The following is a 14,504-nucleotide window of genomic DNA, read 5'->3' as shown; positions in this document are numbered from 1 at the left end:
CCGACATCGTGAGCGACAACGGGTCACTTACCGGCCGGGGGGGCAAGGGTTGCGAATTTCCGCGCAGCGATAATCGCCCGGCAGGCCGCAATGGTCTGGCGGAAGGATTCCGTTTCCGTCGTTCTGTCATCCGGAGCCAGCCGCATCAGCGTCTGTTCCAATTGATCGAGATAGATGCTGAGTTTGTCACTGTCGGCCTGGAGGCGATCGATGATGGCATTGACCTGATCGGCCTCGGGTTTCAGGAAATCGCGTTTACGCAAATGAACCTTGCGCGAATAATCGCCCCGGGCCATGCGTTCGAAGGTGTAGCCGAAATTTACCAGGGGACCGCAAAACCGGTTGGAAAGAACAAGCTGATGCACGGCGGCGGCCACCAGAATCAGAAACATGGCCATGGAGATGCGTTGCAGCAGGATCAGAAACAAACTACCGGAAACATGCTGCACCCAAAGATCCTCGGAGCGCAGCATGTCATAGTAAAGCGGCGATAAAAGACTCGCAACGAGAACGGTGGCAATAACGGCCATGAGGATCAAGTTGGTCGTAATCAGGGGGGCCAGAATATCCTTGCGGATCGGAAGATTCTTCCAGCTTCGGTTGTCGGTTTTCATTTTTGCTCTGGCCATGTGTCCTTCAACCTTCAAGGGGTGGTTATTTGAAATCTGGAGCGTAGCTCGGTTCAGGGTTGGTATGAAACCAATACAGGCCTTTCTGATGCTTCATCCAGATAATGCCGCCACTTTTTCCAGTGTGGTAGAAGTTGAGATGGTATTCGTTGGTTTCCAGATCAAGGAAGCGAATGTGCACCAATAGGCAGTCATCCGCTGGTCTGGTCTCCATGCCATCGATAGCGTATGAGCCGACGCCCTCCGGTCCCCTTCCAAAGGTGAGCGTCTGGTCGTCGAACTGGATGAAACGGTCTGCATATTTTGGATGGGCCGATGTCCAAATGCCTCTGAGATCGGACAGGCTGAGCTGTTGCGCTGGCGTTTCTTTATTTGGTAAAAAAAACAAATAATAGAAAGCAAGAACGCTGATCAGCAGCACAAGTCCGACCACCGGGGTTGACAAGTTCCTCTTGGTGGGACGCATGGGTGGCGGCATATAGCTTCCTTCTGAAAATGAAACCTCAGTCCGTTTCGATTACGCGGCCAAGCCAGATTTTTGCGACATCAACACCATGAACGCATCAACGACGTCAGGGTCGAACTGGCTCCCCGATTCAGACACGACAATCTCCATCACCTTGGAAATCGGCATCCCTTTGCGGTAGGGCCGATCCGAGGCAATGGCGTCGTAAACATCCGCCACGGCCAGAATGCGGGCCTCCAGAGTGACGGCCGTACCTGCCAGACCGTCCGGATAGCCCTTGCCGTCCCAACGCTCGTGGTGCTGGCGGACCATGGGGAGAATCTTTTTGAAAGCAGCAATGGGCGCGAGGATTTTCTCCCCGGTAACCGGGTGCGAACGAATCGTGGTGAACTCGGCATCGGTCAGTCGCCCCGGTTTGTCCAGAATCGCCGAGGAGACACCAATTTTGCCGATATCGTGCAGCAGCGCCGCCTGCTGTATGCAGTCGATCCGCTCCGCATCCAGCCCCATCTGGCGGGCAATACTCAAGGCGATGCGCATCACGCGTGCCGAATGACCTGCCGTCCACGAGGATTTGGCGTCCACCGCCCGTGCCAGGGCCTGCATGGAACCGAGGGTCAGACGGCGCAGGTCTTTGATCATATTGATATTCGACCAGGCCACGGCCAGATGATCGGCCATTTGCCGCATAAGCGGTAAAGCCGATTCGGATTCAGTATCACCGGACTTTTCCACCACATATAGCAACGCGTAAAGTCGATCTTTGATAAAGATCGGAAACAAACTCATCGGCACCTTCTCCCCAAACCGTTCGGTCGGCAGATATCTGCGCAAAACCATCGGGTCGGTGAAGGTCAACCATGGCAAATCACGATAGAAGTTGTCCAGCCGTCCGGCATCAATGGTAAAAGGATACGTGTTGATGGTGCCAAGCGTGCTTGAATTGCCCACATAGATCAGCGCATCCTCCGAGTCATCCACATTGACCCGACAGATGGCCAGCATGCTGAAATTGAACTCCTTAAGCATGCGTGTAATCGCCATGCCTGCAATCTCACCGAAATCTCGTGCCATCAGTGTGGCCTGGTCGATTTTTTCCTGAATGGACAAGAACCGGAACTGCTGCCCCAGCTGACTTGACATGTTGTTAAAACCATGGGCCAGTTCCTCGAACTCATCGTTGCTGTCGATCTCGACCCGATAGTCAAAGTTCCTGTGTGCAATGTGTCGCGCACCCGCCTTGAGCGCATCAATGGGTACGAGGGATCGACGCAGGTTGAACAGGCTCATTCCCACCACCAATAGCAGTGCAAGAGCCACCACCAGCAAAAAAATAAGCTTGAAGCGGGCAACCGGCGCCATGGCATAATCGGCCGGTTGCAGCACCATCAGGTACCAGTCATCCATACCGAACTGGGCTTGAAGAAAAATTAGGCTGCCGGCCAACCACCACTCCTTACCGTCCAGGGTTACCCGGGCATGTTTTTCATCCATGTGCGGCAGGCAAGCGGCTGCCCAGCCTGATGCATCGATTCCCGAATAGAGCGGCAGCTTGCTCCGGGTAACCACGGCAAACGCGGACACGGCTGGCAGGGTATTACCCTTCACCAACCCCCAGAGGTAATCTCCGCGCATCGTGCCCAGCAACAATCCCTTTCGCATTGAAGCGCTGTCGGCATATCGCACCAGGGTAATCTTGGTGGGATCGTTTTCGGCTATCACCAGAAGGGATTTGCCGCTTTGAAGATAGATGATCGCCTGGTCGTTGAGGTCGATGTCAGAAATGGGATCGCCCAGGATGGCTTCATAGCGGCCATCATGGTAACGCCGTCCGATGGCACTGAATTTTTCCGCCTGTCGGACACGCTCCTGAAGGCTGCGATGGTCGACCAGTTTCAGCTCATCTTCGCAAAGCACCAGGTGCTCGAAAATGGCATGCACATGGTTTCGGGTGGCCCGGTACAGCGCCTCATGCCCACTTTGCTCGAGTTGCCGGATGACTTGAAACATGGAAAGGGCCGCCAAGACGACTACCGGCACCAGTGCGCTGACAATGAACGTCGTAAAGATCCGGCGGGCGATTCTGCTCCTGAAAAGGTTGGTGCCAACATGCATGAAATTTACCTCAGAAGCCAATTCCTCAAAGATCGGCAACCTTGCCATAGTAAGATCCGTTGTAGGCCCGGACGACATCATCTTGACTGGCCTTGGCCGTAAACGCCGTCTGGCTGTTCCCATCCGCGCCGTTGCTGTAAAGATCATAATCCGAATTCACCGGCACGTTGCCGTGGTCCTTGCGCAACTGGCCGTTCCCGCTGAGGTCGGCGCCATCAATGCGCAAATACACATACGGATTGCCCCAGGGATCACGCAAGCCGTCCATCCCGATATCCGCCAAACTATCGGGATAGGCGTTGTTGTCGAGGCGATAAATGTCGATCGCCCTTTCAATATTTTGCATGTCCACGATGGCAACGGCAATCCTGGCGCGTTCCCGATAGCTTAAGAAGGACGGCGTGGCAATGGCCACCAGCACCCCCATGATAGCTACGACCACCATCACCTCGATCAAGGTGAAGCCCTGATGATTCATCCGGCAAACCGGAATCATTTGGCAGCTGCCAATCGCCACGGTCGTGGTCTCGTCCCTTTCTTGCGATCGCTCTTACGTATCCGTGGTAATATTGACGGCGATCGGATTCCAAATTAATCCATAATGCTTCAATGAGTTGTGAAAGTATCGGCCGATCGGAAAAAAAGTTTATGCGAAAGCGAGGCGAAGCGGAAGCATTCAAGGCAATTGATGCGGAAAAAATCGACAGGGATGGAACCACAGCATCCTTTTTTGGTCATCAGGCGATGCGTGCCAGACCAGGCAAAAAACGGGTATGGTCCAGTTCTTTTCCCCGGCGTAGACGTCTGGCGTGTTAACGAACGCCCATCATTCCAGCGGCGGAGAAACCTGTCGGGGGGTAAACAGCTGCTTGATTTTGGCGGCCAGCATTTTGATGCCGCGCCACAACTTGGGCAGCAGCCAGATCATCAGCAGGATGAAGAGGCAAAGGAAAACGATAAAGAGCCAGGGATGGTTGACCGCCGTCCAAATCCCGCCGATGACCATGATGTCTTCGAGGACCGAGGCAGTCCAGTTGCTGAACGGCTCCGGAGAGGTGTTGATGAGCAGCCGGGAGCCGGCTTTCAGGCCGTGGGTGCCGGCAGCCAGGGTCCCGCCCAAAAGCGCGGCAGCCAGGCTCACCGCCGGGTCCACCTCACCGACGGCACCGGCAGCCAGCAAAGCGCCGGCGGGTATCCGGATGAAGGTATGAATCGTGTCCCAGCCGGTGTCCACGCCAGGCGTCTTGTCAGCAACAAACTCAACCACGAACATCAGACAGGCCGCACCGATGACCAGCGGATTGGCCAGTACCTGCAAGTCCGGCGGCAGGGTGATGTTTCCGGTCACGCTTAAAATTCCCAGGGTGGCGATGGCCGCGTAAAGATTGATCCCGGCCGCCCAGGCGGCGCCCATAGTCAGGGCGATGATGTTTGTAATTTCGGTGACTTGTTCCATGGTTGCAGGCCTCCCCAAAAGCACCGGCCAGCCATCATCCCCAATCGCCAACAAAAGACGGATGGCGGGTGACCGTATCGGCGGGTCGCATTACCGCCGCTGTGGTTGCACGGATCGTAACACCTCGCTCAGATATCAACAACCAGCCGGTTGGCATCCGATCGATCCATTGTTTCACGCAACGCCGTCAGGCTCTCTGAAAGGGTCTGAACCGCCGGCAAATGATTCAGCGGCAGGTTGTTGTTTTCGCCCACCGCGTCCAGGGCGTCGAGCACACGGTTGAGCGTCAGGCCGCCAGTATCCCGGGCGGGTTGCAGCGCCGTATCCCCGTTTGTGCCCCTTTCGATCCGCGCCAGGATGTTTCCTTTTACCAAAAGTCCGGCCAGATTGTCCACCAGCGCTGCGGAAAGCCCCAGCGCATCGGCAATCTGTGCGGAAGTCTGGGCCGATTGCCCCTGATGAAACCGAATGGCCACATGACGGCAAATGGAAAGGCAGAGCAGACGGGTCTGCTGAATGCTGAGTTCCCGGCCGCCGGCGCTGTTATCCACGTGATCCGAATTTTGATACGCGTGGGAAATCTCCGCCCCCACAAGGACAATCAGCCAACTGATCTGCAGCCACATCAGAAACAGGGGCAGGGCCGCGAAACTGCCGTAGATGGCATTGTACTTGGCCACAAAAATCTGAAAATGGATGTAGGCCGCCTGGACCGCCTGGTATGCGGTTCCGGCAATCACACCGGCCAGCAGGGCACCGTCGAACCGCACCCGGGTATTGGGCATGATCATGTACACCAGGGTAAACAAAATCCAGATCAGGGTAAAGGGCAGCAGTTTGAGTCCCAGATAAATCACCGGCCCTACCATCTGTAACAGTTCGAAGCGGCCGGATATGGCTGACACCTGGGACGTAATATAGACCGTCACACTGCCGGACATGATGATCAACAATGGGCAGATCAGCATGATGGTCAGGTAATCACTCAGCTTGCGGATCAGATGGCGGGAACGAACCCCCCAGATGTGATTGAAGGAGTTTTCGATATTACTGAGCACCTTGACTACCGCCCAGAAAAGCACCACCACACCGATTCCGGCAATCATGCCGCCTTTGGTGTTGTCCAGCATATTCTGGGCAAAAGCGATCACCTGCTGGACCACCTCATGCTGGGCCGAAAAGTTCTCCAGAAGCTCCTGCTGGAGGCGCCGTTCGAATCCAAATCCCTTGGCAATACCGAACGCCATGGCCGCCACCGGAACTAGCGAGAGCAACGTGAAAAAGGTCAGCGCCGAGGCACGCAGGGTGCCGTGGTGGCGGGCAAAGCCCTGAACTGAAAGAATCAGCGTGCGCAGCAGCCGGATCAATAACCACTGAACCGGGCTGTGCTGGCCTCGGCGCAGGTACCAAAGGGTTTGCGTAAAGAAGGTGATCTGTTTTTTTGCCAGGGTCTTGATTTTATCCATATTCATTAGCGGGTCAGTTGCCGGTATTTGATCCGATGGGGCTGATCGGCGGCCGCACCGAGACGCTTTTTGCGGTCCGCCTCATAATCGGAGTAGTTCCCCTCGAACCAGACCGCCTGGCTGTCACCCTCGAAAGCCAGAATGTGGGTGGCGATGCGATCGAGGAACCAGCGGTCATGGCTGATCACCACGGCGCAGCCGCCGAAATTTTCCAGGGCATCCTCAAGGGCACGCATGGTGTTGACGTCCAGGTCATTGGTCGGCTCGTCCAGCAGCAGCACGTTGGCGCCGGATTTGAGCATGCGCGCCAGGTGCACCCGGTTGCGTTCGCCACCGGAGAGCACCCCCACCTTCTTCTGCTGGTCGGAACCGGAGAAGTTGAAACGGGCCACATACGCCCTGGAATTGACCTGTCGATCACCCAAATCGATGCTGTCCTGACCGTCGGAAATCATCTCCCAAATATTTTTTTCCGGGTCCAATACGTCGCGGCTCTGGTCCACATAGGCCAGCTGGACGGTTTCGCCGACCTTGATCGTCCCCTTGTCGGGCTGGTCCTGGCCGGTGATCATGCGGAACAGGGTGGTTTTGCCCGCGCCGTTGGGACCGATCACACCGACGATACCGCCCGGCGGAAGCGCAAAATCCATATCCTCCAATAGCAGTTTTTCGCCGAACCCCTTGGCCACCCCCTGGGCCTGGATGACCACATTGCCAAGCCGCGATCCGGGTGGGATGTAGATTTCCAGATCCTTGGCCAGCCGGTCACTTTCCTGACCAAGCAGCTGTTCGTAGGCGGTGATCCGCGCCTTGGATTTGGCCCGACGCCCCTTGGGCGCCATGCGGATCCACTCCAGTTCGCGCTGCAGGGTTTTCTGGCGCTCGCTGGCCGATTTCTCCTCACCCGCCAGGCGGTTCTGCTTCTGCTCCAGCCAGGAGCTGTAGTTGCCTTTCCAGGGAATGCCGTGGCCACGGTCCAGTTCCAGAATCCAGCCAGCCACGTTGTCGAGAAAATAGCGGTCGTGGGTGACGGCAATAACGGTACCGGCGTATTGCTGCAGGTGCTGCTCCAACCAGCTCACGGTTTCGGCGTCCAAATGGTTGGTGGGTTCGTCCAACAGCAGGATATCGGGCTTTTTAAGCAGCAGGCGGCACAAGGCCACCCGGCGCCGCTCACCGCCGGAAATCACGTTTACCGAGGTGTCCCCGGGCGGGCAGCGCAGGGCGTCCATGGCCATCTCCAGGCGGGCGTCCAGGTCCCAGGCATCCAGGGCGTCGAGTTTCTCCTGTACTTCCCCCTGACGCTGGATCAGCTTGTCCATCTCGTCATCGGACATGGGCTCGGCGAATTTCTCGTTGATCCGGTTGAACTCGTCCATCAGGTCGACCGTCTCCTGGACGCCTTCCTGAACGATTTCACGCACCGTTTTGGTATCGTCCACCAAGGGTTCCTGTTCCAGGTAGCCCACGGTATACCCCTTGGAAAGAATCGTTTCGCCGTTGAACTCCTTATCGACGCCGGCCATGATCTTCAGCAGGGTACTCTTACCCGAGCCGTTGAGGCCCAAAACGCCGATCTTGGCGCCGTAAAAGTAGCTCAGGGAGATATCCTTGATGATCGGCCGCTTGTTGTAGAACTTGCTCACGCGGATCATCGAATAGATGACTTTATTGGGATCAATACTCATCGATCAATGTTTCCTTTGTGGTTTGGGATGGTTTTTTTATGGGAATAAGGGTCGCGGGAAAATAATAAATGTCCCCAAATTGCCCCGATAGTAGCATGTTTTGGTTAAAGTTGAACGCGCATTTTACTGCCGGGCCCGAATCGAGTCCGGGAATCGGTCAGCTTTCCAGGGCCAGCCAATCCAGAAAGATCTGTCGCGATTGGGGCAATTCTACAGCAAAGAGGTTGAATTCACTGATCCGGGAAAGGTCCATCCGGCGGCCCTGGGGTGCCGTGGCGACAGCCTCGAGGGGGATGCGGATGCGGTTCCATCCGGAATGCATCTCGAAAGTCCGGTTGAAACGATCTGCGTAACGGCAGCCGGAGATATCATGCTGGTGATCGTTGATCTTGCAGACCAGTCGGATCGGCTGGGGGTCCGGGTTGTAGACACTGAAGGCGATCCATTGCCACCCGCGCCAGTCGCCGGGAAAATAGTTCAAGCTTGCACCGCTGTACCGGGCCGTGTTGAGATCGATGCAAAGGGAGGCGCGTCCACTGGCGGCAATGCTGTGATCAATGGAAAGGCGGGCGTTGCCTGACCAGCGTTCCAACTCAAAAGGCGCCTCGAAATCGGCCAGTACCGGAAACGCACGGGTCATGTCCCATTCATCCACCAACGCGCGGGCCACCGGTGCCAGGGCCAGCAGGAGCCAACCGAGAATCGCGACTTGGACCATGCGTCGCCAACCTAGATGCAATTGAAGCCGGCTGGGAAACAGGAAAAAAATCGCCAGAAGGCTGCCCAGGATGTCATGCTCCACATCCGCCCACCCCGGGTAGCGACCGACGGCGCCCTGGGCGATCTCCACGGCACCGCCGACACCTGTTGTCAGCAATACGACCACCACCACCTGCGTCACCACCCCCATGGTTGCCAGTCGCCGCCAGCCACGCAACAGGAGCAGGCTCCAAACGGCAAAAGCGGCGATGTGTCCCAGATCCCAGGCGCGCTTGAAGGAACGCATATGCACCAGGTCCGCTCCGCCGAAAAACATCAGAATCGCGCAGACGATGGCAAAAATAACCAGGAGCGGCTGCCGCAAATTGGCCACTGTGCCCATGGTTACCAGGTGACACTCATCATCGAACAGTTGAGACCGCTGCCGATGCCCATCAGGGCCACATGGTTGCCTGGCCTGACGCGGCCCGTTTCGGCGGCCTGGTTAAGGGTGATCGGCACGGCCGCCGGACCGATATTTCCAAGGGTCGGGAAATTGAGATGGTGTTTTTGAGGGGTAAGGCCCAATTTCTCGTTGAGCACGTCCATGTTGCGCTGGCTGACCTGGTGGGGGATGTAGGCGTCGATCTCGTCATCGCTCCAGTTGGCCAGCACCCGGCCGGCCAGGTCCCAGGTCTGTTTGGCCAGGTCCACGCCGAAAAGCATCACCTTGGAGGCGTCGGCGGTCATGTAGTCGCGTTGTCCCAGGCAGAGGCGGCTGTGCCGGGTGGCGGCCCGGGTGACAGCGCCGTTGATCCGGTGACCACTGGTGGAAAGCTCGCGCCGGCAGACAATCATGGCCACGGCTCCGGAACCCAGGGTCAGGGTGGCAAACTGATCCCGAAACGCTTCGGCGGTAGCGTTCGGCCTGCTCAAACGGTCAATGGTGGCCTCGACCACCTCACGGGAGTTTTCCCCATCCACGATCAGCCCGTAATCAACGAACCCCGAATCGATCATCATGCCCACACTGGCCATGGCGTTGACAAACCCCAGGCAGGCATTGCCGATGTCATAGCTGATACAGTGGTCGGCCAGCCCCAGGTTGCCGTGCACCAGACTGGCCACGGAGGGCTCGATATAATCCTTGGAGACGGATGTACTGATCAGACAGCCGATGGCGTCGCGGGGAATACCGGCTTTGGCCAGCACCTTTTCGGCGGCCTGGGTGGCCACGTCACTGGCCTGCTGACCGGCATCCCAGAAACGGCGTTCATGAATCCCGGTCAGGCCCTGAATCATTCCGGGCTTGATACCGATGCGCGCCATGGTGGCGGAAAGCTGCGATTCGATCTGGGCAGAGGTGACCACCGTCGTGGGGAGCACGCATTCCACGCCTTCGATGGCGACGTTGTTGAAAAACAGCGGTTGCATGACCTTCCTTTCCGAGCAGTGCATATCTGCGATCTCATACCACGGTTGCGGCATCCGGAAAACACCCAAAACCGGAACGAACATCTTTAATTTCGAATCAAAATGGAGTATCGAGGACTCTTCAGATGGCAGGCATCCCATATTAAAGCTGAATCGTTGCGGAAAGCAATTGGCCCCATGAACCGACTTGAAACACTCCCTTTCGTTCACCCGGTGACACCCCATATCTACCTGGCCTGCGGGCCGGGCAAAGGCCGCTTCCCCAATTGTCACGGGTACCTGCTGCTTGGCGACCGGACCATACTCATCGACAGCGGCATCGGCACCGACCGGATCCGGCAGATCGATCAAACCATGCGTATCGACGGCCTGATCATCAGCCACTCCCATCCCGATCATATTCTGGCCTGGCATGGGCTACGCGATCGTCAGTTGTGGCTGCCGGCCGAAACCCCGGAAACAGTGGAGGATCTGATTCTGTTGGGCCGACGCTTCGTGGAAGGGGAAGCGAATGCCCGTTACTGGACCGATGTGGTGCGAGATCGTCTGGGCATCCAGCCCCTGCGCCAACCCAACCACCGCTTTGATGATGGCGAGCGGCTGGATTTTGGTGCCATTCAACTCAGGGCCATTCACGCACCAGGCCACCTGGACGACCATTACTGCTTTCTGGAAACCACCTCCAAAACGCTTTTCACCACCGACGTCGATTTTACCGGCTTCGGCCCCTGGTATGGCAACCCGGAAAGCGACATCCGCCGTTTCCGGGAAAGCGTCATGATGCTGCGGAGCCTCGCCTATGACCGGGTCGGCACCTCCCACAAGCGCCCCATGGATCGCAATGCTGCCGATCGGGCATTTGCCCGCTACCTGGAGGCGTTCGAGCGGCAAAAGATGGCTGTCCGGGCCCTGTGTGCCACAGGCATGGACCTGGAAGCGATGATTCAGGCCTCGCCGTTTTATCACAACCGCATGGCCGATATAAAAATGCAGCGCATCTTCGAATCCCAGATGATCCGCAAAAATCTGGAATTGCTGCTCGATGAGGGAGGAATTGTTGAAAAACAGGGCCGCTTTTTTATTCTGGATGAATAGTTGCGATCGTTCTCAGGGCGCTTGTCATCCGTCGGCAGGCACCGGTTCGTCAAACCGGCAGGAGAGGACCAGCATATCCGCTTCCATTTTGCGGTCAACCCGGTACGGCAGCGCTTCGAAAAGATGGATCATGGCCTCGTTGTCGGGGTCGGTATAGGCGTAAAGACCGGCAATCCCCTTGTCCCGGGCGCCCTCGGCAAGCTTCTCCTGGATCCGCCGGCCCAATCCCTTGCCCTGCCATGTGCGGGAAACCGAATAGGCCACCTCGGCCATATTGACGACCGGGTCGACCAGGTACTCGCCGATGCCCACGACACGGCCGAAGCCGAATTCGCCCACGACGGCCACCACCGTCAGGTTGCTGATGTAATCCACCTGGGAGACGCCGCCCACTTCCTGGGCATCGAACCGGTCCTTGCGATGAAAAAAACGCGCCACCACGTCATCGGGATCCAGGCTGTAAAAATGTTCCTGGATGCGGCGCGCATCCACCGGTTTGGCCGGCCGGATGGTCACTGAGGCACCGTCGATTTCAAGGGTCTCTTCCAGGCGCAGGGGATAGACGCCGGTAATGACCCCTTTCTGAACCTGTTCAGGCCCCAGGATTCCCATGCGCTGGGCCTGGCTGAAAAGCTCGTCGCGATAATCGGGGTGCGCAATACTGATCATGGCCAGGGCACGCTCCTGGAAACTCTTGCCGAAAAGGTTCACCACCCCGTATTCCGTACACACGTAATGCACATCACTGCGCGGAGCCACCACGGCGGTGTCGTCGAGAAGCGGCACAATCCGGCTTTTCTTCCCCTGCATGGCAGTGGCCGGCAGCAAAAGAAGTGATTTCCCGCCCTCGCTCATGGCCGCCCCGCGAATAAAATCGAGCATGCCGGTGACCCCTGAAAAATGGTTGTAGGGCAGCGCATCGGCCGCCACCTGACCGGTGAGGTCAATGGCCATGGCCACGTTGATGGCCACCATCTTGTGGTGGCGAGCGATAATGGAGGGATCGTTCACATAATCCGACGGATGCAGTTCGATCACCGGGTTGTCGTTGATGAATTCGTACAGGTTCTCGGACCCCACGGCGCTGCTGGCCACCATCTTTCCCTCGTTATACCCTTTGCGGCGATTGGTGATCACCCCCCGGGAAAAAAGATGCATGATCGGGTCGGTCAGGTACTGGGTGTGCACCCCCAGATCGTTTTTGTCCTTCATGGCCGCCAGGGTGGCCTGGGGGGTGGTGCCGGGACCGATCTGGATCGTGGAGCCGTCATCGATAAGCCGGGCGATCAGTTTGGCAATGGTATCGGCCTCGCTTGAATCAGGGGTGGTTCCCAGGGCAATCAGGGGTTCCTCGTATTCCACAAACAGGTCCACATCGTTGACATGCAGAAAACTGCGTCCCAGGGCACGCGGCATGCGCGGGTTAACCTGGGCGATCACCAGATCGGCGGACAGGGCGGCGGCAAGGGTGATGTCTACGGAAACCCCCAGACTCAGGCATCCGAAATCGTCGGGCGGCGCGGTCTGAATCAGGGCCACATGGATGGGCAGCCGGCGGCTCTTGAACAGCCGGGGCACCGCCGACAGGTTCATGGGAGTAATAAACCGGGCATGGCGGGCGATGGCTTTGGGTTTGGCGGACCCGGAATAAAACTGCCGGATGTTGAGACTGGCCCCCTTGCTCTTGCTGGCAATCAGCGACAGGGGGGTGGTCTCCAGAGACATGAGACGAATGACTTCCAGATCGGCCAGGCTCGCGGAGGCATTGGACAAAACCCGGACCAGATGCTGCGGCTCGCCACAGGACGAACCGATGAAAACCCGCTGGCCGGGACGGATCCGATCAATGGCGTCCGCCGCTTTGCAGGTTTTTTTAACGTAGTCGTCTGCCCAGTAGGAAGGCATGCGCATGGGCCCCTTTTGGCGTGTGGGTGCGGTTGAAAGCGGCTACCCGCCATATTGGCTTTTCACCGCCTCCCGGTCAATGCTTCCATCTTTTTCCGGCAGCGACGCCACAAACTCCACAACCTGCGGCTTCTTATAACGGGCGATGCGCTGGCCGACAAATTCGATCAGTGCTTCGGCGGTAAGCGTCTGCCCCAGTTCGAGGACGCAGACGGCCTTGATGCCCTCCTTCCACTTGGGATCCGGAACGCCGATCACAACGGTCTGCTTCACCGCCGGATGGGCCAGAATCACCGCCTCCACCTCTGCCGGATAGACATTCTCACCGCCAGGCTTGATCAACTCTTTTTCCGGCTTGCGCCCGCTATACCACAAAAAACCATCCTCATCAAAACGTCCCAGGTCGCCGGTGTGGTGGCGTCCGTTGCGGAAGGTCTGCGCGTTATCGTCGTCCAGATTCCAATACCCCTTGAACACCATGGGGCCGGTAAGGGTAATTTCGCCCACCTGGCCGACGGCCACCGGTTGATCCGCATCGTCCACCAGTTCCACCATCCCCATCAGGATCGGCCGGCCGGCCGCCCCGGGCCGGTCGTCGTATCGCCCCAGGGTGGCCAGACAGGATGTCTCGGTCTGCCCGTACATGCTGTAGAAGGTGCCGCCGGTCACCTGCTGGTAGCGCTCGATGGTGTCGGCCGCATCGAGCCCCATGACCGCCCTAAGGGAGGAGATGTCGGCACCGGTGTTGGCCTGTTCATCCAGGATGGCGCCCAGAATCGGTGAGAAATCGAAAAACACCGAGGCGTGATGGGATTGGATCAGTTGGACGGCCTCGGCCGCATTGAAACGATTCATGTTGACATTCAGGGCGCCGGCATGAAAGGCGGCGACGGCCATGAAAAAACCGGCCACATGAAACAGGGGCAGAAGGTTCAGGTGGACATCGCCGGGCGTCAGGCCAAAACAGGTATTGAAGTGCAGGCTGGCGCACAGCAGATTGACATGACTCAAAAGCGCGCCGCGCGGCCGGCCGGCAACGGCGGCCGTGTGAATGATCACCAGGCCGGCATCGGCATCCACGGGTGCCCCGGAAAAGAGGTCATCACCGATCAGCCCGTCAAAGGGGTCCAATGGCCCGCTTCCCGCCAGATTGACAAAATGTCTGACCGAGGGCAGCTGATCCCGCACGGATGTGACGACCGGGGCAAATTCCTCATCGGCAAAAACCATCACCGGCGTGCCGTCGTTCAGGTTGAAGGCCACCTCACCGGCTGAAAGACGCCAGTTGACCGGCAGCACGATCGCCCCCAGGGCAGCGGTGGCGCCGATCAGCTGAAAAAAGGCCAGGCTGTTTTTGCCCACAACGCCAACCCGATCCCCGGCCCGGACACCGGCCCGTTGAAGCCCTGCGGCCAGTCGATCCACCTGCTGCCGGAACTGCCCGAAATTGACGGTGGTGCCGGTTTCCGCTTCGAACCAGGCCGGCTTGCCGGCATGGCAGACCGCATTGCGCTTGATCAGATCATACAGTGTAAAATCGTATCGCCCCAT

Annotated in this window: 12 protein-coding genes; 1 reads left to right on the top strand and 11 read right to left on the bottom strand. The window is 57.9% G+C overall.

All coding sequences use genetic code 11. The annotated features are described in order from the left end of the window. Window positions 1–23: 23 nt before the first annotated feature. From GN112_RS19800 to GN112_RS19760, 9 genes are all read right to left on the bottom strand, one after another. Window positions 24–629 carry a sensor histidine kinase family protein gene (locus GN112_RS19800; protein WP_155311800.1) on the bottom strand — a complete coding sequence of 202 codons (606 nt, stop codon included), beginning with the start codon at window positions 627–629 and terminating at the stop codon, window positions 24–26. A gap of 25 nt (window positions 630–654) precedes the next feature. Continuing rightward, on the bottom strand, window positions 655–1,107 hold the full coding sequence (locus tag GN112_RS19795; protein ID WP_155311799.1) for a hypothetical protein: 453 nt from the start codon (window positions 1,105–1,107) through the stop codon (window positions 655–657). Between the two features lie 39 nt (window positions 1,108–1,146). Further along, complete coding sequence (locus GN112_RS19790; RefSeq protein ID WP_162459031.1) at window positions 1,147–3,210, bottom strand: HD domain-containing phosphohydrolase; 2,064 nt, start codon at window positions 3,208–3,210, stop codon at window positions 1,147–1,149. 25 nt (window positions 3,211–3,235) lie between these two features. After that, window positions 3,236–3,727 carry a type II secretion system protein GspG gene (locus GN112_RS19785; protein WP_155311797.1) on the bottom strand — a complete coding sequence of 164 codons (492 nt, stop codon included), beginning with the start codon at window positions 3,725–3,727 and terminating at the stop codon, window positions 3,236–3,238. Between the two features lie 309 nt (window positions 3,728–4,036). Then, window positions 4,037–4,666 carry a DUF4126 domain-containing protein gene (locus GN112_RS19780; RefSeq protein WP_155311796.1) on the bottom strand — a complete coding sequence of 210 codons (630 nt, stop codon included), beginning with the start codon at window positions 4,664–4,666 and terminating at the stop codon, window positions 4,037–4,039. 128 nt (window positions 4,667–4,794) lie between these two features. After that, on the bottom strand, window positions 4,795–6,138 hold the full coding sequence (locus tag GN112_RS19775; protein ID WP_155311795.1) for a YihY/virulence factor BrkB family protein: 1,344 nt from the start codon (window positions 6,136–6,138) through the stop codon (window positions 4,795–4,797). Beyond that, window positions 6,138–7,820, bottom strand: a complete 1,683-nt coding sequence (ettA, locus tag GN112_RS19770; protein WP_155311794.1) for an energy-dependent translational throttle protein EttA — start codon at window positions 7,818–7,820, stop codon at window positions 6,138–6,140. The genes GN112_RS19775 and ettA overlap by 1 nt, the downstream gene beginning before the upstream one ends. Window positions 7,821–7,977: 157 nt before the next feature. Further along, on the bottom strand, window positions 7,978–8,922 hold the full coding sequence (locus tag GN112_RS19765; protein WP_155311793.1) for a hypothetical protein: 945 nt from the start codon (window positions 8,920–8,922) through the stop codon (window positions 7,978–7,980). Window positions 8,923–8,924: 2 nt separating this feature from the next. Continuing rightward, complete coding sequence (locus tag GN112_RS19760) at window positions 8,925–9,953, bottom strand: 3-oxoacyl-ACP synthase III (RefSeq protein ID WP_197743359.1); 1,029 nt, start codon at window positions 9,951–9,953, stop codon at window positions 8,925–8,927. A gap of 177 nt (window positions 9,954–10,130) precedes the next feature. On the opposite strand from GN112_RS19760, the gene GN112_RS19755 reads away from it, so the two are divergent. Continuing rightward, window positions 10,131–11,048 (top strand): MBL fold metallo-hydrolase, encoded by a 918-nt coding sequence (locus GN112_RS19755; RefSeq protein WP_162459030.1) that lies wholly within the window; start codon window positions 10,131–10,133, stop codon window positions 11,046–11,048. Window positions 11,049–11,072: 24 nt separating this feature from the next. Here the strand turns inward: GN112_RS19755 and GN112_RS19750 are convergent, their stop codons facing one another. Together GN112_RS19750 and GN112_RS19745 are read right to left on the bottom strand one after the other, a co-directional pair. Next, complete coding sequence (locus GN112_RS19750; protein ID WP_331457534.1) at window positions 11,073–12,953, bottom strand: GNAT family N-acetyltransferase; 1,881 nt, start codon at window positions 12,951–12,953, stop codon at window positions 11,073–11,075. 42 nt (window positions 12,954–12,995) lie between these two features. Continuing rightward, window positions 12,996–14,504 (bottom strand): AMP-binding protein, encoded by a 1,509-nt coding sequence (locus GN112_RS19745; RefSeq protein WP_155311790.1) that lies wholly within the window; start codon window positions 14,502–14,504, stop codon window positions 12,996–12,998.

Origin of the sequence: Desulfosarcina ovata subsp. ovata, assembly GCF_009689005.1 — a bacterium.
GTDB lineage: Bacteria > Desulfobacterota > Desulfobacteria > Desulfobacterales > Desulfosarcinaceae > Desulfosarcina > Desulfosarcina ovata.
The sequence above is the reverse complement of the archived record's forward strand: the minus strand, read 5'-3'. Positions and strand labels throughout refer to the sequence as shown.